The organism is Paenibacillus sp. RUD330, from assembly GCF_002243345.2.
Classification (GTDB): Bacteria; Bacillota; Bacilli; order Paenibacillales; family Paenibacillaceae; genus Paenibacillus_O.
Map to the genome: position 1 here is coordinate 5,103,101 of NZ_CP022655.2, position 20,650 is coordinate 5,123,750.

General features: G+C 59.2%; 19 protein-coding genes and 1 riboswitch. Of the genes, 2 read left to right on the forward strand and 17 right to left on the reverse strand.

The window, feature by feature from the left end:
- Positions 1–231: 231 nt before the first annotated feature.
- The 5 genes from CIC07_RS23150 to CIC07_RS23170 all read right to left on the reverse strand — a co-directional run bounded on the left by CIC07_RS23150 (position 232) and on the right by CIC07_RS23170 (position 5,569).
- Positions 232–1,287: a N5-glutamine methyltransferase family protein gene (locus tag CIC07_RS23150; RefSeq protein ID WP_083688225.1), complete on the reverse strand. Its 1,056-nt coding sequence runs from the start codon at positions 1,285–1,287 to the stop codon at positions 232–234.
- Between the two features lie 158 nt (positions 1,288–1,445).
- A complete protein-coding gene (gene prfA / locus CIC07_RS23155) occupies positions 1,446–2,519 on the reverse strand; it encodes a peptide chain release factor 1 (protein ID WP_076357768.1) in 1,074 nt (357 codons plus the stop codon).
- Between the two features lie 218 nt (positions 2,520–2,737).
- Positions 2,738–3,838: a redox-regulated ATPase YchF gene (gene ychF, locus CIC07_RS23160; RefSeq protein ID WP_048748243.1), complete on the reverse strand. Its 1,101-nt coding sequence runs from the start codon at positions 3,836–3,838 to the stop codon at positions 2,738–2,740.
- Positions 3,839–4,072: 234 nt separating this feature from the next.
- Positions 4,073–4,273 carry a hypothetical protein gene (locus CIC07_RS23165; protein WP_076357767.1) on the reverse strand — a complete coding sequence of 67 codons (201 nt, stop codon included), beginning with the start codon at positions 4,271–4,273 and terminating at the stop codon, positions 4,073–4,075.
- 324 nt (positions 4,274–4,597) lie between these two features.
- The gene (locus CIC07_RS23170) at positions 4,598–5,569 is read right to left on the reverse strand and encodes a DUF6612 family protein (protein WP_076357766.1); all 972 of its coding nucleotides are present in this window, start codon (positions 5,567–5,569) and stop codon (positions 4,598–4,600) included.
- Positions 5,570–5,664: 95 nt separating this feature from the next.
- Between CIC07_RS23170 and CIC07_RS23175 the strand changes: the two genes are divergently transcribed.
- Positions 5,665–5,808 (forward strand): hypothetical protein, encoded by a 144-nt coding sequence (locus CIC07_RS23175; protein ID WP_021881336.1) that lies wholly within the window; start codon positions 5,665–5,667, stop codon positions 5,806–5,808.
- 402 nt (positions 5,809–6,210) lie between these two features.
- On the opposite strand, the gene CIC07_RS23180 is transcribed toward CIC07_RS23175, so the two are convergent.
- The 4 genes from CIC07_RS23180 to CIC07_RS23195 all read right to left on the reverse strand — a co-directional run bounded on the left by CIC07_RS23180 (position 6,211) and on the right by CIC07_RS23195 (position 9,811).
- Positions 6,211–7,443 (reverse strand): molybdopterin-dependent oxidoreductase, encoded by a 1,233-nt coding sequence (locus CIC07_RS23180; RefSeq protein WP_175619193.1) that lies wholly within the window; start codon positions 7,441–7,443, stop codon positions 6,211–6,213.
- Between the two features lie 193 nt (positions 7,444–7,636).
- Positions 7,637–8,899: an SGNH/GDSL hydrolase family protein gene (locus CIC07_RS23185; protein ID WP_076357764.1), complete on the reverse strand. Its 1,263-nt coding sequence runs from the start codon at positions 8,897–8,899 to the stop codon at positions 7,637–7,639.
- Positions 8,900–9,094: 195 nt separating this feature from the next.
- Positions 9,095–9,256, reverse strand: coding sequence for a hypothetical protein (locus tag CIC07_RS23190; protein WP_157741972.1), 162 nt, complete (start codon positions 9,254–9,256; stop codon positions 9,095–9,097).
- An 84-nt stretch (positions 9,257–9,340) separates the two neighbouring features.
- On the reverse strand, positions 9,341–9,811 hold the full coding sequence (locus CIC07_RS23195) for a DUF2569 family protein (RefSeq protein WP_157741973.1): 471 nt from the start codon (positions 9,809–9,811) through the stop codon (positions 9,341–9,343).
- A gap of 231 nt (positions 9,812–10,042) precedes the next feature.
- Positions 10,043–10,141, forward strand: a riboswitch (purine riboswitch).
- Positions 10,142–10,189: 48 nt separating this feature from the next.
- Between CIC07_RS23195 and CIC07_RS23200 the strand changes: the two genes are divergently transcribed.
- Entirely contained in the window at positions 10,190–11,530 is a 1,341-nt protein-coding gene (locus CIC07_RS23200; RefSeq protein WP_076357762.1) for a 5'-deoxyadenosine deaminase, read from the forward strand.
- Between the two features lie 237 nt (positions 11,531–11,767).
- Here the strand turns inward: CIC07_RS23200 and trxA are convergent, their stop codons facing one another.
- From trxA to CIC07_RS23240, 8 genes are all read right to left on the reverse strand, one after another.
- Positions 11,768–12,079 (reverse strand): thioredoxin, encoded by a 312-nt coding sequence (gene trxA, locus CIC07_RS23205; protein ID WP_048748247.1) that lies wholly within the window; start codon positions 12,077–12,079, stop codon positions 11,768–11,770.
- A 51-nt stretch (positions 12,080–12,130) separates the two neighbouring features.
- Positions 12,131–12,556, reverse strand: a complete 426-nt coding sequence (locus CIC07_RS23210; RefSeq protein ID WP_048748248.1) for an RrF2 family transcriptional regulator — start codon at positions 12,554–12,556, stop codon at positions 12,131–12,133.
- A 118-nt stretch (positions 12,557–12,674) separates the two neighbouring features.
- Positions 12,675–13,511: an aldo/keto reductase gene (locus tag CIC07_RS23215; RefSeq protein WP_094248428.1), complete on the reverse strand. Its 837-nt coding sequence runs from the start codon at positions 13,509–13,511 to the stop codon at positions 12,675–12,677.
- A gap of 247 nt (positions 13,512–13,758) precedes the next feature.
- Complete coding sequence (locus CIC07_RS23220; protein WP_076357760.1) at positions 13,759–15,090, reverse strand: ABC transporter substrate-binding protein; 1,332 nt, start codon at positions 15,088–15,090, stop codon at positions 13,759–13,761.
- 155 nt (positions 15,091–15,245) lie between these two features.
- Entirely contained in the window at positions 15,246–16,463 is a 1,218-nt protein-coding gene (locus tag CIC07_RS23225) for an AGE family epimerase/isomerase (protein WP_076357758.1), read from the reverse strand.
- A 37-nt stretch (positions 16,464–16,500) separates the two neighbouring features.
- Positions 16,501–17,442, reverse strand: a complete 942-nt coding sequence (locus tag CIC07_RS23230) for a glycoside hydrolase family 113 (protein ID WP_076357756.1) — start codon at positions 17,440–17,442, stop codon at positions 16,501–16,503.
- A 1,287-nt stretch (positions 17,443–18,729) separates the two neighbouring features.
- Positions 18,730–19,566, reverse strand: coding sequence for a carbohydrate ABC transporter permease (locus CIC07_RS23235; protein WP_076357752.1), 837 nt, complete (start codon positions 19,564–19,566; stop codon positions 18,730–18,732).
- A 3-nt stretch (positions 19,567–19,569) separates the two neighbouring features.
- Positions 19,570–20,448 carry a carbohydrate ABC transporter permease gene (locus CIC07_RS23240; protein ID WP_076357750.1) on the reverse strand — a complete coding sequence of 293 codons (879 nt, stop codon included), beginning with the start codon at positions 20,446–20,448 and terminating at the stop codon, positions 19,570–19,572.
- Positions 20,449–20,650: the final 202 nt, after the last annotated feature.

A 20,650-nucleotide genomic window follows, 5' to 3' on the forward strand; every position in this document is an offset into this window, starting at 1 on the left:
CGGGGAGGCAAGCAGCCGAAGACAGTCCGAGCCGCCCTCCACTAGCCATTTTTCAAGCGAGCTTAGGCTGCAAAGGCCGTCCTCTGCGGCCGGCATACAATTGGGGATGCCCTTTCCCTGTGCCGCAGACAAAGACAGAGCTTCAGCGCGCCAGCCCTGTCCCTGATCGCGGATATGGCATCGGCCTCTACTTTTCGCAGCTTGGCTCCTGAACATGTACATCATCGTCTTCTAGCTTTCAGAACCTGTCGTCCTGACTGCGATTACATGGCGCTTGATGCCTCCATAATCGGTCACGATCGAGATGTCGTCCCAATGCCCGATTTCTTCAAGCAGCGCAGCGACCTGCCGGGCTTGTCCGATGCCGAGCTCGAAGCCCACGACCGACGGAAGCCGCGTCAAAGATTTGAGCTGTTCCGCCATGGCGCGGTACGGATTGAGGCCGTCCTCCCCGCCGTCGAGGGCAAGCCTAGGCTCGAATTCCCTGACTTCCCGCTGCAGCCCCGGCAAATCTCCGGCTGGAATGTAGGGGGGATTAGACACAAGAACGTCGACTTCGAGTCCCTCCATGCTCCCCCCGGCGGAAGCCAGAAACGGCTGCAGCAGGTCTCCCTCAATAAACGCGCTCAGCGCAGCTCCCAGACGGAGGGCGTTGCCCTCGGCTGTGCGCAGCGCATCCGGAGACAGATCGGAGGCATGCACCCGCCATGCCGGGCGCTCCACGGCCAACGTGACGGCGATCGCGCCGCTGCCCGTGCCAACGTCGAGGACGACGGGCGCGGCAGCGGAGGCAGGCGCTTCCAGACCGGCAGGCCGCAGGGTGGTTGCGGCAGGCTCGGCGCTTCCCGGCAATGCCTCGGGCGATGCCGCCGTTGCAGCCGAACCTCCCGCATGCGGCCACAGCCTGTCCGCCGCATGCAGCACCGCCTCCACGAGCAGCTCCGTCTCGGGGCGCGGAATCAGCACCGCCGGGGTGACGGCGAACGGCCGGCCATAGAACCACTGCTCCCCTACAATATACTGCGCGGGCTCTCCCCGCCCCTTGCGGGTGACGGCTTCCTCCCAAGCCGCCAGCCGCTCCGGCGGGAACGCCTCCCGGCCGTCGCGAAGCAGCTCCGCCCGGTTCAAGCCTAGAATATGCTGAAGCAGCAGGGAGGCGTTGTCCCCCGCCTCCTCAACGCCGCACCGGTCCAGATAGGCCTCAGCCAGCTTGCGGGCGGCCTGAATCGAAGTTCCTGCTTCCTGGCGGAAAGGCTCCGCCGCCCGGCCTAGATCGTTGTCGCTCATCTTTTCGAGCCTCCTGAAGGATGATGGCCTGCGCATTGATGAAAAAAAAGCCCCATCCCGATCGGCGGGCTTGGGGCGTATGTCGCGCATTGTGCATGCCGCTGTTCACTGCGCTGCATGAAGCTGCTGCCGGCAATTCGAAGCCGCCTCAATCCCGCTTAGGCGAGATTTTCGCGCTCCAGCAGCTCGGCCTGCTCGGCGAGCGAAAGGGAATTGACGATGTCGCCCATGTCGCCGTTCATGACGGAATCGAGGCGATGCAGCGTGAGGCCGATGCGGTGATCGGTCACGCGGCTTTGCGGGAAGTTGTACGTGCGGATCCGCTCGCTGCGGTCGCCCGTGCCGACTTTGCTCTTGCGCTCGCCGGCGATCTTGGCTTCTTCTTCCTGACGGTGGATATCATAGATGCGGGCGCGCAGAACCTGCAGCGCCTTGGCCTTGTTGTCGTTCTGCGACTTGCCGTCCTGGCAGGTGGCGACGATGCCGGTAGGCACATGCGTCACGCGCACGGCGGACTTGGTCGTGTTGACCGACTGGCCGCCCGCTCCGCTGGAGCAGAACGTGTCGACACGGATATCCTTGTCGTGGATCTCGATCTCGACTTCCTCGACTTCCGGCATGACGGCCACGGTGGACGTGGACGTATGGATCCGGCCGCCGGATTCCGTCACCGGAATGCGCTGCACGCGGTGTGCGCCGCTCTCGAACTTCAGCTTGCTGAACGCGCCCTTGCCGGTGATCTTGAAGATGACTTCCTTGAAGCCGCCAAGATCGTTCTCGCTCGCATCCATGAGCTCGACGCGCCAGCCTTGGGTCTCCGCGAAGCGGGTGTACATGCGGTACAGATCGGAAGCGAACAGCGCCGCCTCGTCGCCGCCCGCCGCGCCGCGGATCTCCACGATGACATTCTTGTCGTCGTTGGGATCCTTGGGCAGCAAGAGGACGCGAACCTGCTCCTCAAGCCCGGCGAGCCGCTCGCCCAGCTCCTCGAGCTCCATCTTGACCATCTCGCGCATCTCGTCGTCGAGCTTCTCGCCTTGCATCGCTTTGGCGTCCTCGTACTGGGCATGCACTTCTTTATATTCCGTATAAGCGCTGTAAGCGCCTTGAAGATCCGATTGTTCCTTCGACAAATCCCGGAGCCGCTTGGGATCGCTGGCTACATCAGGATCGCACAGCAGCTCGCTCAGTTTTTCGTACCGGTCCGCAAGCGCTTGTAGACGGTCCAACACCTGACTTCACCCCTAGTGATATTCTGTAAAAAAAGTCCTGACATCCATTATACCATATATGAGACTTATTCATAAATGGTTAAGCCGTGGAAAAACAGGCGGCCGGTCCAGATTCCCGGCGCACCGCAAAACGCCCTGCGCGCCGATAATCGGCGGCAGGGCTGTCTGCTCCAAGGGGCGGCCGGATGAATCGGCTTCCCTCGGTTCTTGAATCCGCGCTACACGTTGAAGCGGAAATGCATGACATCGCCGTCCTTGACGACGTACTCCTTGCCTTCGAGGCGCAGCTGGCCGCGCTCGCGGGCGGTGTTCATGGAGCCTGCGGAGACAAGATCGTCATAGGATACGACCTCTGCGCGGATGAAGCCGCGCTCGAAGTCCGTGTGGATGACGCCGGCAGCCTGAGGCGCCTTCATGCCCTTGCGGATCGTCCAGGCGCGGACTTCCTGCACGCCGGCCGTGAAGTACGTGTACAGGCCGAGCAGCTTGTAGGCGGACTTGATGAGGCGGTTCAAGCCGGATTCCTCCATGCCGAGCTCCTCCAGGAACATCGCCTTGTCTTCGCCTTCAAGCTCCGCGATTTCGGCTTCGACCTTCGCGCTGATCGGCACGACTTCGGCATTTTCAGCCAAGGCGAATTCACGCACGATTTTCACATACGGATTGCCTTCGGCGTCGGCGACTTCTTCCTCGCTCACGTTGGCCGCATAGAGCACGGGCTTCATCGTCAGCAGGTGAAGGTCGCGGATGAGCGTCTTCTCTTCGTCGCTCAGCTCGACGCTGCGCGCCGGCTGGTCGTTGTAGAGGGCTTCCTTGATCCGCTCCAGCACTTCGACTTCCTGGGCGTACTGCTTGTTGCCGCCCTTCATGTTCTTGCGGGAGCGGTCGATGCGGCGGTCGACGGAATCGATGTCCGCCAGGATCAGCTCCAGGTTGATCGTCTGGATGTCTCCCAGCGGATCGACCTTGCCCGACACATGGGTGATGTTCTCGTCCTGGAAGCAGCGCACGACATGGCAGATGGCGTCCACTTCGCGGATATGGGCGAGGAATTTGTTGCCGAGCCCTTCGCCTTTGCTGGCGCCGGCGACGAGGCCCGCGATGTCCACGAATTCGAATGCGGTCGGCACGGTCTGCTTCGGCACGACGAGCTCGGTCAATTTATCCAGCCGCTCGTCGGGAACTTCCACGACGCCGACGTTAGGGTCGATCGTGCAGAACGGATAGTTGGCGGATTCCGCTCCAGCCTGAGTGATTGCGTTGAAAAGCGTCGATTTGCCCACGTTGGGAAGACCGACGATGCCACATGAGAGCGCCAATGAAAACAACTCCTTCAAAGTCTTGTCCGATAAGAAAGGATATCAAGCGCGCATCCCTTCTTCTCTTCTCTACGCGAACGTTCTCCGCCGCATAAGGCGGGGAAACCGTTAGGCTTGATCTCTAGGAGCCATTATACATGACATCGTGCAATTTAAAAAGAAAAGCCGCGGCTTGGGCGGCCCCTCGGACTTGCAGAAATGGAAGCGAAAGGAGGCGGGTCAAGACCGCCCTGCTCAGACCGCGCGGCGGGCGGCCGGCATCAGCGCCAGAATTCCATCCGTTCGGAACGTGCGCGGCTGCCGCTTGGCCAGATCGAAAGCCTTCAAATGCTTCCCGCTAAGCCCTTCCACGCGTACGAGCCGGCGGCTCAAGCTGCCCTTCGCGTCCTCGTAAATCATCTCCACTTCACGTCCGATCCACTTCCGGAATTCCATGCCATGACCCCCTCGGTATAGGAACATATATTCTTATTTTATTATAAACGAGAATGTATGTTCTTATGCAATGAAAATTATTCCCACCACCCGGATGGCTGCCCGGCAGCAGATGCAAAAAAGCTTCCGGGCAGAAGCGCCGGAAGCTTGAGGACAACAAACAGGATTCATAGATGGTATCCATCTGGGATAGGGTTCATCAAGGATTCCATCCCTGAACGGTTTAACGGATGCCGACCGCCCTGGGCTATGAAGGCATCCTAATCCGCTCGACCCAAGCGGAAATGCCGGGTCCAAACTAACAATACTCCACGGCCGTCCGATCTAAGGCTGCTCGCCTTCCTCCACGCCAAGCGCATCCAGAAGTCCCTGGTCGGCAGGCATGACCTCCGGAGCGTTCAGTGCTTCCTCCGGCACCTGCACGGCCTTCGCCCCGTTCCAGCTGCCGTAATCCAAAGTCAGCTCCTGATGGAGCTTGGAGGGATTGCCTTCATCATATTCAATCGTGACATCCGCATCGGCCTTCAGCCGCATCAGCAGTCCCGTCTTCTCATCGAATTCAAGCGTATACGCAAGCGAGACGACCTGGATGGAATCCCGGATGGCCGCATCCATCTCGTCGGTTCCCATCGTGCTGCGAAGCAGATCGCGCACGAGCGCCTCGGCGGCCCCGTCCTTGCCGTCGCCGCTGTAGGCCAGCGTCCGGACGCCTTCCTTGGAGGAAGCCTTGAAGCTCGCTGCATGCGGCTTGATCTTGTCGAGCTCCTTGGAGGGTGCGATCTGGAAGTCCGACAGCGTCGCCTTGATCTTCGGCACTTCGGAGGCCAGCATCCGGCTCCAGGACGAATTGGAGTGATCGTACATGTAGTAGCCGTCCTTGTTCAGGTACGAATCGATGGTCGACTGGTCGCCCATGAAATCATTGACCGTGACTTGCTTCAGGACGAGCGGCTCCAGGAAAATAGAGCCTTTATTGCTCATGGACATGGACGTCGTGTCCCCGTCCGTCACCATCTGCTGCGTGAGCTCCATGTCCAGATCGAAATTCCGGACTTCCGCCAGAGCCTTGCTGCCGCGCTCCAGCATGGAGGCGGGCGAAGGACCCGCGTCGTCCTGCCCGGAGGGCGATGGAGTCGGCGTTCCGGTCGCCTGCGCGGCTGACGGCGCCGGCTCCCCTTGGTCCTGCGGTCCCGAGCAGCCGGCGGCGACGAGCAGGGAGCCGAGCATCAAGCCGGCTATCAGATGCCGCAGCCGCCGCTCCGGGCGGCTGCGGAATGGATTCGAGATGAGATTCATGCTGTCAGTCTCCTTTCCGGATGGACTGTCCGCGGCCCCCTGCCGTATCGGCAGGCCCGTCCCGAACCATACTAACGGCGGGAGGTGAGCCGCTCATGGAGAACAAGTCCCATCAAGGTAACTATAAAGGAACGTCGCACAGCCATGCAAAGAACCAAAATATGGAATTTGTCAACGACGTGGTGGAGGATGTCAAATCCGTCACTAATTTTACGGGCAAAAAGAAGAAAACCGACTGAAGCCTGTCCTCGTCTTCCGACCACCCGCAAACAGCCGCGACTCCGGCTGCCGAGTTGGAAACCCGTCCAAAGCGAAAAGCCGCCGAAAGGCGGCTTTAAGCTGCATCAATAAAGGAAGCGAACGCTTATGCGACGGCAAGACCGTCCCGCATTGCCTGCTAGAGCAAGATGCCCAGTCCAGCGGAGCAGCTATTCGTAGCCAATGGAAGCACAAAAAAAGCAAGGCATCCTTTTCTTGGTGGCTGCGGCTCCCCCAAGAAAGTCCCTGCTTTCATGAACAGCATCCATCCGGATTCTATCGTCCAGAAAGCGCCGCAGGGGGCGTCCCCGTCACACACGGGCATCCTTGCCGCATGCAGCGCTTCCGTCACACGAAGGCGCTTCGCCGCAGCACCGTTCCCGTCACACCCAGGCGTCCTTGCTGTAGCCCCGCTCCTCCCAGTACCCCGTATGGTCGCCTTTGATCAGCTCGATGCGATTGAGCCACTTCACCGATTTGTAGGCGTACATGCGCGGCACGATAAGACGGACAGGACCGCCGAGATCGCTCGGGATCGGCTTGCCGTCATGAAGGACGGCCACCATGACATCTTCCATGACCGCCTGCTCGAGAGTCAGCGAGTCGGTGTAGACCCCGTCGCCGGAGTAGAACTTCGCCGTCGCCGCCCCCTCCTTCACGCCGGCCTTCTCCAGAAGCAGCTTCAGCGGAATGCCTTCCCACGTATTGCCGTACACCGACCAGCCCGTCACGCAGTGGAAGTCGCTGACCTGGACGGTCCGCTTCAGCTCGACGAACTGCTCCCAGTTCCAGTTGAAGCTGTTCTCCACCAGACCGTCTACCGTGAACGACCAGTCCGCGTTCGTGAAGGACGGAATCGGCGTGACCGTGTAGACGCGGAAATGGCCCTTGGCCCCGCCTCCTTGAGGAGGCAGCGATGCCGGCAGCGGCTGCGGAGCGGGGATGAGCCTGTTGGCATCGCGGCTCGCCAGCTCTTCCGAGGACGCTCCGCCGGCGCTGCCGAGAGCCCTCCCCGCCCACTGCAGGAAGGAGGGCCCGACCGCCAGCGCGATGCCCGCCCCTACGGCCGTCCGGATGAACGTCCGTCTGGACATGAGCGCTTCCGTAGAGGCGGCCGGATGCAGACCGTCCTCCTTGCCGGTGCGGACCGTGCGGCGGCCAGCCTGCTTGAGCCATTTCAGCCGGGTGATGGAATGGTACAGCACGTAGGGCAGGCCGATCCAGGTCAGCAAGTCATGCCAGGTCAGAGCCGGATTCGCCCAGCCGGGACCAAGCTGCCGGTGCAGCCAGAGCACGATTCCCGACAGCAGCCAGCCGCCGAGCAGAGCCAGCACGACGATGACGTTCGCTCTCTGCCACGGCTTGCCCCGCAGCTGCTTCCAGTGCTTGGGAGCGAGCAGCGCATAGGCCGCCATCGGCAGCAAGGAGGCGACGCCGAGCACAATATGGATTCCTTTCAGCCAGACGCGGCCTTCTCCGAGCACGCCTCTCCAGTAGCCTCCGAACAGCATAAGCCCCGACACCGCCAGCAGAAAGACGATCCATCCGTTCAGCGAATGGATGCCGGCGAGCTTGCGGCCGTAGCCTTTGCGGAGCGTTGCCAGCCAGTTCCCCATTCCTCGGCCTCCTCTCGGCATTTGTCTTCTCATCAGGTACACGTCCGGCATTCTCCGTCGGATGACGCGTCGGGGCCATCGTTGCCATCGTATTCCTTAATATGGACATCATCCTTCAAGCCAAACGGCCCGCCGCAGGGCGCTTCCGGAAGGAACACGCTGGACGGGCCGCAAAATGGCCGGGACAAAAAAGCTATGGATTGATAAATACCGTTTTGAGATGAGCAATGTAGGTCACGCCGAAGCCAAGCCCTTTGGCCACAGTAGCCAGCGGCACATACGTCTTGGACTCCTTGCCTACCTGCTGCAGGTAGGCCGGAGAATCGACCGGAACCGCGACTCCGTTGACGGTCACGGTCGCAGCGCCGATCTTCACGCCGACCGTCAAGCTGCCGTACTTGATGTTGGCCGTCGACGTTTTGGCATCCCATACGGTTTTCGCGCCTACGGCCTGCACGATATCCTGGATGGCGATGTAGTTGACGCCTTTCTTGAGCACCGGCTTATAGGGGGTGTCGAGCTTCCTGCCGACGGCATAGATGTTCATCGGCGAACCTGCCGCAGGAGCAGCCAGGTCGATGCCGGCTCCCCATACCGCCGCCGCAAAGGTGCCGGCGATAACTGCGTACCCTTCCTGCGTCGGATGAAAATCCCGGTCCTTGATCATATGGGTGAGGACGCCTTCGCGCCCGACGAATTCCTTGGCGACATGGGCGACCTTGACATCCGCGCCCTGGGCGGAGTAGCCCGCCGCGAGCTTGTCCAGATTGGCCGTGAAAGCATCCGTCGCGCTCGTCAGCTTGGCGTACAGCTCCTTGCCCCCGATGACCGGAAGCGGCTGGTACTGGTCGGCGATGACGATGGACGCATCGGGATTGATCTCATGAAGAGCGTCGATTACGGCCGTCATATTGCCGGTGTATTCGGTCAGGAGGGAGGCGACCTTCGCCGCCAGATCGGCATCCGACAAGGCGGACGCGCTCGTCAGCAGCGCGGAGACGTCGTTGCCGCCGATCGTGAGGGCGACGAGATCGGCGGACGCGAGCTCCTGGCGGATCTTTGCGGCCGCCGCTCCGAACTCGTTCGTTCTCGGATCGGGAAGGCTCGGTTGAATGGCCTCGGCCGTTATCGGCGTTCCCGAACCGATGGCGCTTACAAACGCTTTCAGGCCGGAGCTTTTCAAGCCGGCGATTCCGTAGTTGGACAGCGAAGCGCGTCCATGCAGCAGCGCTTGCTCGTACAGCCGCTCGGCGTAGCCGTAAGGAGGCGAAGCAACCGTGTATTCCACCTTGGGCTCGTACCCGACGGTGATGGAGTCTCCCAGAGCGACGATATGATAGTCATCAGGCTGAACCGCTGTCTCTGCGCCATAAGCGGCGCCCGCGCCGCCGATAAGCAGCAGGAAAGCGAGGGCGAAGGCGAGGCGGCCCTTCAGCGATAGATGGATTCTTTTCATGAGAAACGCTCCTCTCTAGTAAACCCCCTCTATTCTATCATTTGGATTTGGCTCTGAATATAAGGATGGAGGATATATTTACCGCCTTGATCCGACAGGCCGGACGGCGTTTCGGCAGCCGACGGACAAAAAAAGAAACGAAGCCGTCGATCGGCCTCGTTTCTTCGGAAAGCCGCGATTTTCGGAATCGCGGGGTCAGGACTTGATCCTTCTGAACATCATTCCAATGCCTCCGATGAGGAGCAGGATGGCTAGAATGTAGAAGACGAATTTGACCGAGTTGACGACGAGATCGAACAGCCCGGATATGCCGAAAATAAGGCCGGCGATAATGAGGATGACGGCTAGGATGCGCATAAGGAAATTCCTCCTTCGTTCGAATCGTTCTTATAGCTCTATATACCCCGGGCAAAGGCTTCCGACGCTCTCGGCAAAGGCTGTTCAATGGACGAACGTGTTCCTCACCCGGAGAGACCGCCTGAAGTAGGGAATCCAGACCGCGGCCAAGACCGCCGTCCGCAGCAGGGCCGGAAGCGAATTCTGGAGGAAGCTTTCCCTCGTTGCAGGCATGAGCAGGATGAACACGCATTCCAGCGCGACCGCAGCCAGGCAGGCGAGCAGATACAGGGCGATCCAGGCAGGGAAGGCCTGCAGCCTGCGGTAGAAGCCGGCCAGCATCATCGCCGTGGCCAGGAGCAGCACGGCCAGCTCCGCCAGCTCGTAGACGGCAAGCGGAACCATCAGCGGATGATAGTCGGCCGCCTGGCTGTCGGCGATCGCCGGCCAGCCTCCGTCCGCGAACAAATAGCCGATCAGCCCGGCGAGCTGCGCCGCGAACACAGCCAGCTGAAGAGCGAGGCCGAGCTGGACGAGCCATAGCCACCCGCCCAGTCCCGACAAGGGAGGCTCCAACCACTCTCCTCCCGCCTTCCCTGATCCTCCTTCCTTCGACCGACCCCGCCGTCCGGCCTTCAGCCATCGGCTTGTCCTTTGGCTTCGGTTCGCCTTGCGCCTGCTTTCGCCCATGCCGCCGCCCCTCTCCGGTACTCGATGCCCTGCCTGGACCTTGCCGAGCCCTTAGCGCCGACCCGGCCTCACATGATTTGACATTGAAGCTGACATTGCAGTATTCTGGTCCTACAACCGCATAAATACGTCTCATTTCGTATATCCTGGACGATAGGGTTCAGGGTTTCTACCGGAAACCGTAAATTTCTAGCTACGAAAAAAATATGCCCCTCGGCGTATTTTATTCGCGGCTATTTTTAGTTTTGAAGGAGTGGAGATTCCATGCCCCACACGATTTTGATCCGGAACGCCCAGATCGTCACGATGAATGCGAGCGAAGAGATTGTGCACGGAGACATCCGGATCGAGGACGACCGGATCGCCGCGATCGGCCCGGATCTCGACGCCAGCGGCGCCGACCGCGTCATCGACGCTTCCGGCCGCACCGTCATCCCCGGCTTCGTCCAGACCCATATCCATCTGTGCCAGACTTTGTTCCGCGGCAAGGCGGACGATCTGGAGCTGCTGGATTGGCTGCGCAAGCGCATCTGGCCGCTGGAAGCAGCCCATGACGAGGAGTCCATCTATTACTCCGCCATGCTCGGCATCGGCGAGCTGCTGCAGAGCGGCACAACGACGATCGTAGACATGGAGACCGTCCATCACACGGACTCGGCCTTCCAGGCCATCGCTGCGAGCGGCATCCGCGCGCTGTCCGGCAAGGTCATGATGGACCGCAAAGGAAGCGACATTCCGCTGCCGCTGCAGGAGGAGACGAAAGCCTCTCTGCAGGAGAGCGTCGACTTGCTGGAAAAATGGCATCAGCACGACAACGGCCGGATCCGCTACGCCTTCTCCCCGCGCTTCGTCGTGTCCTGCACGGATGAGCTGCTCCGCGAGGTTGCGAGCCTCTCGGATCGCTATCAGGTGAACGTCCATACCCATGCCTCCGAAAATCTCGGCGAGATCGAGCTGGTGGAGCAGATGACCGGCATGCGCAACATCGCCTACCTCGATCATATCGGGCTTGCCACGGACCGGCTGATCCTGGCCCACTGCATCTGGCTGGACGACAACGAGAAGCGGATCATCCGCGAGCGCGGCGTCCATGTCAGCCATTGCCCCGGCTCCAACCTCAAGCTGGCTTCCGGCATCGCCGAGGTTCCCGACATGCTCGATACGAGCATCAGCGTGAGCCTTGGAGCCGACGGAGCGCCATGCAACAACAATCTCGACATGTTCAACGAGATGCGCCTGGCGGCCCTCATCCAGAAGCCCGTCCACGGACCGACGTCCATGGACGCGCGCAGCGTCTTCCGCATGGCGACGATCGGCGGAGCCAAGGCGGTCGGCATGAGCGCGGATATCGGAAGTCTGGAAGTCGGCAAAAAAGCCGACCTGGCCATCCTCAACCTGAACCAGTTCCACACCTTCCCTTCCTTCGATGTGGACATCATCTCCCGCATCGTATACTCCGCCACCCGCGCGGATGTCGAGACGACGATCGTCGACGGCAAGGTGCTTATGGACCGAGGCGTCATGCTGACTGTCGACAAGGACGTGACGCTCCGCGAGGCGGACCGCTCCATCCGCCGCCTGCTGCAGCGCAGCCCTCTGGCCTAGAATCCGGCTCATGCCGAAAAGCCTTGCCCTCCTTTGGAGGAGCAAGGCTTTTCGGCGAGCTTATGCGCCAGATGCAGGAGCGATATCGACAAGCTCGAAAAGAAGCCGAAGGGAAATCAGCAAAAAACCCCGGTCTTCGCCGCGAGGCGCAGGACCGGGGTTGTTTTTGCGCTGATGCCGCCGCGTCGCGGCTGGTGCCGAAGAGAGCGGCGGCGGCGCAAGCCGCAAGGCTGAAGCTTACAGCTGGCCTTGGATTTTGTTTTTCAGGGCGTCTTTGCTTTGCACGCCGACCATTTTGTCGACCGGTTGGCCGTCCTTGAACAGGATCAGCGTCGGGATGCTCATGACGCCGAACTGGGAAGCCAGCTCAGGCTCTTCGTCGACATTGATCTTGGCGATCGTTGCCGTGCCGGCAAGCTCCGTGGAGAGCTCTTCGACGATCGGAAGCTGCATTTTGCAAGGTCCGCACCAAGGAGCCCAGAAGTCTACCAGGGACACGCCGGATTGCACGGATTCATTGAAGGTTTCTTTTGTCAGTGCTACTGCCATGTTCAATCATCCTCTCGGTTAAATAGTTGATCCATCTGACCCGGATGCCGCTCAACATGAATCGCAGCTATGGATGTCCTTGAGCACGCCGGCGATGGTCAGGCCGGAGAAGTAATCCTCCAGCTGCTGCTCGGCCGTGCAGAAGATACGGTTCATGACCTCGTTCATGTTGGATCCGACGAGACAATCGCAATCCGGATCGCCCGAGCACCAGTTCGGCATCAGCGACCCTTGCGCAATCGTCCGGTACACATCCTTCAGCGTCACCTCAGCTGGATCCATCAGAAGCCGGTAGCCTCCTCCGGAGCCCTCGCGCGTGGCGACATAGCCGCTGCGCTTGAGATAACCCATGACCTTGCGGACGCGGGCCGGATTGGTGCACACGTTCTCGGCGATCGTTTCGCTGGAGGCGCTGCCTTCCGGCAAGTAAGCCAGCAGCACCAGGCTGTGGACGGCAATCGTAAATTCACTGTTCATGCGAGACGGCCACCCCGTTTCGTACTGTAATAATACCAGTTACAGTTGAGAGTGTCAAGAGGAGGGCGTCCTTAGTGTGCGCCTTGGATATGCCCGTTATCCGCCGTCCCGCCATGAATCAGAAGTCGAAGTTGTCGGGATCGGCGCCGAAGCGCTTATTCTGGTTCAGCCCTTCGATAAGAGCCATGTCCTCATGGGACAGCTCGAAGTCGAATACGTCCGCGTTTTCGCGGATCCGCTTCTCGTTCGTCGATTTCGGAATCGTAATGACGCCGTTCTGCAAGTCCCAGCGGAGCACAATCTGCGCCGGCGTCTTGCCGTACTTGTCCGCCAGCTCGTTCAGCTGCGGCACATCAAGGTTGCCCTGCATCAGCGGGCTCCAGGCTTCCAGCACGATGCCTTGATCCTGGCAGAACTGGCGAAGCTCGGTCTGGGCGAGCAGCGGATGATATTCCACTTGGTTGACCATCGGCTTGATCTCCGCATCCTGGAGAAGATCCTCCAGGTGATGCACATGGAAGTTGCAGACGCCGATCGCGCGCACTTTGCCGTCCTTGTACAGCTGCTCCAGAGCGCGCCAGGTTTCCTTATACTTGCCTTTGACCGGCCAATGGATCAGATACAGATCGATGATGTCGAGGCCGAGCTTGCGGCGGCTCTCTTCGAAAGCGGCAAGCGTGCTGTCGTAGCCCTGCTCCGCGTTCCAAACCTTGGTCGTGATGAACAGCTCGTCGCGCGGCACGGAAACGTCCGCGATCGCACGGCCGACGCCTTCTTCGTTGCCGTAGATCTTCGCGGTGTCGATGCTGCGGTAGCCGGCGTCCACGGCATCCTTGATCGCCTGCTCGACCTGGCCTTCCTCCGTGACTTTCCAGACGCCAAGTCCCAGCCGCGGCATGCGCACGCCGTTATGCAGCTCGGCCGTATCCTGAAGTCCCTGCAGTTGTACCGTCATTCCGAACATCGCCTCCACATTGAATGTTTGCTTTTCAACCCTTTACACTACTTATTTTACCACCCGGTCCCCCCGTCAAACAAACAAGCCATTGCAAGGCGGCAAGGAGCCGGAGCTTGGCCGCCGGTGCAACCGGCGGGGCAAATGCGTCAGGACAGCCGCTGCCGGCTCAAGCAGAGCCACGGGCGAAGATGACGAAAAAAAGCAGGCTCCCGATGAGGGAGCCTGCTTGGCGGGGAATCCGGTTTTAGTAGCCCAGATCCGTTTTGGCTTTCGCCCATTTTTTGTTAAGGTCGTCCAGGCCGGCTTTCAGATCCTTGGAGATCAGCAGATCCTGGATGTAGTTGCCCGTGCCGATGCCGATTTGCGCTTTGTTCGCGATTTCCGCGAATTTCGGATCGTTGGGCAGGCCTTCGATGAACGTCGGGTTCGTCGCCTGGAACTCGGCCAGCTGCGGGGACTCCGCTTTTTCCGATTTGATGATCGGCATGAAGCCGGAGTCTTTCACATAACCGGATTCTTTGACGAAGAAGTCGACCCATGCGGTAGCGAGCTCTTTGTTCTTGCTGTTCTTGCTGACGGCGATCATGTAGTCGGAGCCCAGAGGCGCGTTCAGCTTGCCGCTGTTGTCGTAAGGGAACGGCACGAAGCCGATGTCGTCGGAGGAGGCGCCGGCTGCCTCGACTTGCGGAATGACCCAGTTGCCGAGGAAGTACATGGCGGCTTTGCCGCTGGCCACTTCGCCCTTGGACATTTCCCAGTTGTTCGTGTACAGGTCTTTCTCGACCCAGCCCTTGCTGATGAATTCACGTCCGATTTGAGCCAGCTGGCCCCAGGCATTGTCCATTTGGAACGGAGCCGGATCGGCGGCCATCTTGGCCGAGAGGTCCGCTTCGCCTGCAACATAGAACGCGGAGCCGTCTCCCCAAGTGCCCATCGGCCATTGAGCGCCGAAGTTCATGTAGAGCGGGATGATTCCGGCGTCCTTCAGCTTCTGCGCGTCGGCGTACAGCTCGTCGAGAGTCGTCGGCGCCTTGTCGATGCCGGCTTTCTTGAACGCCTGCTTGTTGTACACGAGGCCTTGCGTATTGACGCCCGTCGTGATGCCGTAGCGCTTGCCTTCGAAGGCGTTGTTGTCCGCGAAGTAGACGTCGTCGAACATCGAGTCCGGAAGCGGCTCGAAATATTTCGGATAGTCGGTAGCCGGCATGCCCGCAGGCACCATCAGCACGTCGCCCGTCTCGCCTGTCGTCAGGCGCGTCTTGATGTCGGTCGCGTAGTTCGTCAGGCCTTCGAATTCAACCTTCGCATCCGGATTTTTCTCTTGGAACTTCTTGACGTATTTGTCCATCGTGCCGTCGTTGATGTAGTCGGTGCGGTGCGTCAGCACTTTGAGCGTGCCCTTCAGGCCGCCAGCTTCGCCCGTGCCGCCGGCATTCGTATTGGATGCCGTTCCCGTATTGGCCGCGCCCGTGTCGCCTGTGTTGCCGGCGTTGCCGCTGTTGTCATTGTTGCCGCATGCGGCAAGCATGGACAGGGAGAGGACGGCTGTCATTGTGACCAAAAGCGGTTTTTTCATGTTTTTTTGCCCCCTAAAATATAATGTGCGGAATTATGCGGGTTTTCCGGTCTTCGGTTCGAAACCGTTTTCTGTTATCGCTTACATGACCTATTCTAGCCCTTGCGGTCTTGCAAAAAAATGAACTGCGTTTGTTTTTATTGTCATCTCTTATGCTAACGAGATCTTTTTGTTAGCGATTCCAAACGCTCTACTGCTTCCAGGCAGGCGCGGCTGTTATGGTAAGGACATTTCCAGGCTCCTACCTTTTGCTGCACGGGGTTCGGCACGCCGTCGCGGCTGACCTGCCAATGCCACTCGCCGCCTTCGCGGTCGCTGATCTTCTCCTGGATGAACCGCCAGCTGCGCCGCGAAGCCTCCAGATACCGCTCTTCGCCGGAGAGCTGATAAGCGTTCAGATACCCGACCATCGCCTCGGCCTGCGGCCACCAGTCCTTGCTGTCGTCCAGCTTCCCATTTCCATGCAGCTCGTTGAAAACAGCTCCGTCGGCATCCGTTCCTTCCTCGAGCGTCGCATGCGCCATCGCCAGCGCAGCCTTGTGGACGCGGGCTTCAAGCTCCGGATCTCCGAGCACCTCCGCCGCTTCCCACAGCAGCCAGCTGCCTTCGATGTCGTGGCCGTAGGAAACGTCTGCGGCCTGCGAATTCCATTCGTCGTCGAAGAAAAGCAGGAAGTGGCTGCCTCTGCTGTCCAAGATCCGGTCCAGATGCACCTCGATCAGTTCTTTGAGCTTCAAGCGAAGCCCTTCCGGCTTCCAGATCCGGTACAGGTTCGTATAGGCTTCCAACACGTGAAGGTGGGTATTCATGGATTTGCGCTCATTGAGGTCCTTGCCGCTCAGGCTGAGATCGTCCGTTTCGCTCCAATCCCGGGCGAGAGCCTCGATGTAGCCGGTATGGACCGGATCATAGGCGTACCGCTCCAGGAGACGGTATATCTCCTCGGCGAGGCCGAGCGGCTCCCGATTGCCCGTCGCACGGACATATTCCGCCAGCGCATAAATGACGAAGGCCTGCCCGTACACCTGCTTTTTATCCTCGGAAGGGCCGCCTTCGGGATGGATCATCCAGTAGAAGCCGCCATGCTCCTCGTCCTTGAAGCGGGTCTTCAGCTGCTCGAGCGCGAGCTCCGCCATGCGCAGATCGTCCTCCTGGCCGTAGCGGCGATAGGCCGCCGCGAACGTCCATAGAATGCGGGCGTTCAGCACGAGCGACTTGTGCGCCCCGGGTACGATTTCACCGGCTCCGTTCATCTCGCCGATGAAGCCCCCGTTCGTTTCGTCGAGCGTATGCTTCTTCCAAAAGCCGAGGATGTTCTCCTTCAGCTCCTTCTCCAGCTCCGCGCGCCATTCGGCGTTCATGGATTCGATCATCGTATATATCCTCCTTCGTGAAAATAAAAGCCTGCGCTTAAATCCGTCCGTAGTAATCCCTCACGACCGCCGCGGCAGGCTTGGCGTACATGCAGTAATCGTCGTTGGCCGCAGCATCCTCTTCGCCGTACAGCCTTGCCGGCCAGTCCCAAAGCATGAAGCCCCGCACCCATCCGCGCTTCTCGCAGGCGCTGAACATCGCCTCGTAATAACTCTTCTGCGCTTCGCCGGACGGAGCTCCGGGAAGCGACCAGTCATTCGGCCGCAGCGGAGAGCCTTCGCGGCTCGGACAGCCGGCTTCCATGAAGAAGAACGGCTTTTCGTAAGGAGAAACGGCCTCCTGGATGCGGTCGAGATGCCGCTCCCACTCTCCGATCGGATAGTAGCCGCTGGAGGAAATGATGTCGACCGCATCCCACCATTTCACATTGCCCTCCTGGTACTTGTCGCAGTTGTAGGTGATCAGGCCGCCGTACACCTTGCGGACTTCGGCGATCAGCGCCCTCCATTCGGCTTCGCGCTTGTCGGTCTGCACCATCTCGCAGCCGATGCAGAGCATCTCGCAGCCTTCCTGCTCGGCGATCTCCGCGTAGTGGAGGATGAACTTTCCGTAGGAAGCGAACCACTGGCTCCAGGTCGGCTCGCCGGGGATGTCCATGTCGAAGAAGTTGATATGCGCTCTCCAGGTGCCGTCCGCGCAGTTGACTACCGGCTTCATGACCACCTTCATGCCCAGTTCCTTCGCCCGGCGGATCGCGGCGCGGACTTCTCCGTCCGTGACGGTCGGCTCCTGCCAGTACGTGATTTCGGTCGACTGCGCCGTCGCCTGCATCGCTCCCAGCGTGATTCCGGCCCAGCCGACGTTCAGCTTGGCCATTTCGTTCATGGAATGCTCGGCATCGGGGCCTTCCCAGGTCCCTCTTACTCCGGTCCATCCCCAGGTCATGCCGGTAATCATCTCGAGTTCGGGTTTGCTCATTTTATTGTTCCTCCTCGTCTAGGCTTAAAAAACAAATCCGTTTTGCCATCGCTGGGCCTCGGCAAGGTTTTCCGATGCCTGCCTCGTATTCGAAAGCAGCTTTCGAATTGCTCGCTTGGCTCCAGAACAGCATTTATTCAGGGCTATACTCGCTGCGCGATCATGAACATCCAACGCAGATTGTCGCTATCCTCGCCAGGCGTTTACGTGAACCATCCAACTAATTCCGGACTATTCTCTTTGCGCAATCATGAACATCCAACGCAGATTGGCGCTATCCTCGCCAGGCGTTAACGTGAACCATCCAACTAATTCCGGACTATTCTCGCTGCGCGATCATGAACACTCAACGCAGATCGGCGCTTTTCTCGCCGGACGTTATGTGAACCATCCAACTAATTCCGGACTATTCTCTTTGCGCAATCATGAACACTCAACGCAGATCGGCGCTATCCTTTCCGGGTGATATGTGATCCACCGTACTAGTCGTGCGCTATTCTCGCTGGGCGTTCATGAACCGAGCCCTCCGACTAACTGTGCTGTACTGGCTGGGTGCTTGACGTATTCGGCAACTACAATGATTGCTTTCATAGCTTTTTTATCGTGTGATCTCAATCCTCGCAGCTTGGCCAATTGCAGCTCCTGTGAAGTTCCTTTACGTCTGAGCTTCGCTTGTTATCGGACATACGATCCGTTATTTTGTCATTTCGCTACCCAGACAGCTTAGTATCGGACATCAGATCCGTTATTTCTCCAAAATAGGGCCGAATGAGGGCTAAAAGCGCTGAATAACGGATCGTATGTCCGATAAATGATGAAATCCTTGATTTTGAGCCGAATAGCGGATCGTATGTCCGATAAGTCAAACCAGACGCCACTATGGCTCCACGACTTCATTGGTGAGACTTCTCCGCCTCTCCTCCAAGCGGAGCGGAGGGAGGTGGCCTACCTTGCTGTTCTCCCTCCAAGCGGAGCGGAGGGAAGTGGCCTACCTTGCTGTTCTCCCTCCAAGCGGAGCGGAGGGAGGTGGCCATCCCTTGCTGTTCTCCCTCCAAGCGGAGCGGAGGTGGCCATCCGAATCCGGAAAAGCGGCAGCGTTCGCCTTTGAAGACGGATTGCAACCCTGTAAGGGGGTGTAAATCAGAGCAATCCGGCTTCAACAGCGATTGAAGGATCGGATGGACTCCGCAGCGCAGCTTGTTCTTCTCCCCGACGGACTCCCCAGCGCAGCCTGTTCACCCTCTGCGGAAACAGCAAAGGCGGCCCTCAAGCCGCCTCTGCAATTTTTTACTTGACCGCGCCGTTCGTAACCCCCGCGAAAATGTAGCGCTGCAGGAAGAGGAACAAAACGACCGTCGGAATGAAGATGATCAGGATGCCGGCCGAGATGACGTTGAGCTGGGCGGCATTCGGCCCCACGAACGAATAGATCGCGGTGGAGACGACCTTGAGCTTCTGGCCCGGCATGTACAGGTAAGGCGTGTAGAAGTCGTTGTAGATGGAAATCGTCTTCAGGATGATGAGCGTCGCCGTGGCCGGGGCCAGCAGCGGGAAGATGATGGAGCGGTAGATCTTGAACAGCGAAGCCCCTTCCATCATCGCGCTCTCGTCCAGGTCTTTCGGAATGCTGTTGACGAACTGGAGGTAGATCACGATCTGCAGCACATCGGCGCCGATGTACAGGATGATGGGAGCGCCCATCGTGTTGTACAGGCCGAGCTTCTGGATGATCGAGAATGTGGCGACCTGCGTCGTCACCATCGGGATGACCTGGGCGACGAGGTACATGCCCATGATCGGCTTTTTCAGCTTGAAATCGAAGCGGCCCAAGGCGTACGCGACCATCGTGCCGAGCACGACGTTGCCGGCGACAGCCGCCACGAGGATGATCAGCGTGTTCTTGAAGCCGAGGCCGAGATCGCCGACATCGTAGACCTTTTTGAAATTGTCGAAGTTGAAGAAGTCATGCGGCAGCGCCAGGGAGGAGGACTGGTAGTACTCCATCTGGGTTTTGAACGCGCCGACGAATACCGAGTAGATCGGGAAGAACACGACGAACAGGGCGAGCACGATCGTGAGATATTTGAAAGCCGTGAACAGCGGCGAGCTTTTCTCTTGATCCATGGTTTATTTCCCCTCCCTGAACAAGACTTTGCGCTGGATGACGATGAAGATCAGTACGATGATGAGCAGCACGACCGCCATGGCCGATGCGAGGCCGAAGCTTTGGTACTTGAAGGCCGTGTCCACGGTCTGGATGACGAAGGTCTGCGTTCCGTTGGCTCCGAGCATCATGACGTAAGGAATATCGAAGGCCTCGAGGGCGCCGGTCAGCGTCAGCAGCAGCATGAGCGAGAGGACGCTTTTGATGCTTGGCGCGGTAATGAAGCGGAACTTCTGCCAGCCGGACGCGCCGTCGATCGACGCCGCCTCGTAGATGTCCCCGGGAATGGACTGCAGGGCGCCGATGAAGATCACCATGTTGAGGCCCATGTATTTCCACATCGAAATGAATGCCAGAGAAACGTTGACCAGATGCGGATTGCCGAGCCAGCTCTGCTGCCAGGAATCCAGTCCGACTGCGCGCAGAAGGCCGTTCAAGGCTCCATAGTCGAGATGGTACACGTTCTTGAACATGATGACCGTCGCGACGCTGTGCAGCACATACGGCAGGAACAGCGCGACGCGGAAGCCGTATTTCCCCTTCAGGCGGCCGGTCAGGATAACGGCGAACCACAAGGAGAAGGCCACCTGGATCAAGCCGCCGACGAAATAATAGGCGTTGTTCTTGAGGGCGCTGAACACCTCGGGCTGGGAGAAGATCTGCTTGTAGTTGTCCAGGCCTACCCAGTTCATGTCCCAGCCGGTGCCGGTCCAGTCCGTAAAGCTGTAGTAGATCAGGGAAACGGCCGGATAGTACGAGAATGTAAGGCTGAGCAAGACCGGTATAGTCAGAAAGCCGAACAAGATCAGTAATCGCTGCGTTTTGTAGTTGAGCCGATTCACGAAGTTTCCCTCACTTTCATTTGCCGGGTTGATACCGCTTTCAGTATAGGTAATTATAGGCCCTTCCCTGGACTTTGCGAATGGACGGTGTTTGGTTTTGTTGTCTTCTATTGTGCTAACTCTGTTAGCTGCGTTAGCTTATGCAGCAAACAGGCATCTGCACGGATGCAGATGCCTGTTTGCTGCCTGCCGGAATTGGATC

What these genes read in the sequence shown, in the direction of transcription:
- CIC07_RS23150 (WP_083688225.1), bottom strand. Translation starts at nt 1,287, where the DNA reads ATGAGCGACAACGATCTAGGCCGGGCGGCGGAGCCTTTCCGCCAGGAA.
- CIC07_RS23165 (WP_076357767.1), bottom strand. Translation starts at nt 4,273, where the DNA reads ATGGAATTCCGGAAGTGGATCGGACGTGAAGTGGAGATGATTTACGAG.
- CIC07_RS23170 (WP_076357766.1), bottom strand. Translation starts at nt 5,569, where the DNA reads ATGAATCTCATCTCGAATCCATTCCGCAGCCGCCCGGAGCGGCGGCTG.
- CIC07_RS23175 (WP_021881336.1), top strand. Translation starts at nt 5,665, where the DNA reads ATGGAGAACAAGTCCCATCAAGGTAACTATAAAGGAACGTCGCACAGC.
- CIC07_RS23180 (WP_175619193.1), bottom strand. Translation starts at nt 7,443, where the DNA reads ATGGGGAACTGGCTGGCAACGCTCCGCAAAGGCTACGGCCGCAAGCTC.
- CIC07_RS23185 (WP_076357764.1), bottom strand. Translation starts at nt 8,899, where the DNA reads ATGAAAAGAATCCATCTATCGCTGAAGGGCCGCCTCGCCTTCGCCCTC.
- CIC07_RS23190 (WP_157741972.1), bottom strand. Translation starts at nt 9,256, where the DNA reads ATGCGCATCCTAGCCGTCATCCTCATTATCGCCGGCCTTATTTTCGGC.
- CIC07_RS23200 (WP_076357762.1), top strand. Translation starts at nt 10,190, where the DNA reads ATGCCCCACACGATTTTGATCCGGAACGCCCAGATCGTCACGATGAAT.
- trxA (WP_048748247.1), bottom strand. Translation starts at nt 12,079, where the DNA reads ATGGCAGTAGCACTGACAAAAGAAACCTTCAATGAATCCGTGCAATCC.
- CIC07_RS23210 (WP_048748248.1), bottom strand. Translation starts at nt 12,556, where the DNA reads ATGAACAGTGAATTTACGATTGCCGTCCACAGCCTGGTGCTGCTGGCT.
- CIC07_RS23215 (WP_094248428.1), bottom strand. Translation starts at nt 13,511, where the DNA reads ATGACGGTACAACTGCAGGGACTTCAGGATACGGCCGAGCTGCATAAC.
- CIC07_RS23220 (WP_076357760.1), bottom strand. Translation starts at nt 15,090, where the DNA reads ATGAAAAAACCGCTTTTGGTCACAATGACAGCCGTCCTCTCCCTGTCC.
- CIC07_RS23225 (WP_076357758.1), bottom strand. Translation starts at nt 16,463, where the DNA reads ATGATCGAATCCATGAACGCCGAATGGCGCGCGGAGCTGGAGAAGGAG.
- CIC07_RS23230 (WP_076357756.1), bottom strand. Translation starts at nt 17,442, where the DNA reads ATGAGCAAACCCGAACTCGAGATGATTACCGGCATGACCTGGGGATGG.
- CIC07_RS23235 (WP_076357752.1), bottom strand. Translation starts at nt 19,566, where the DNA reads ATGGATCAAGAGAAAAGCTCGCCGCTGTTCACGGCTTTCAAATATCTC.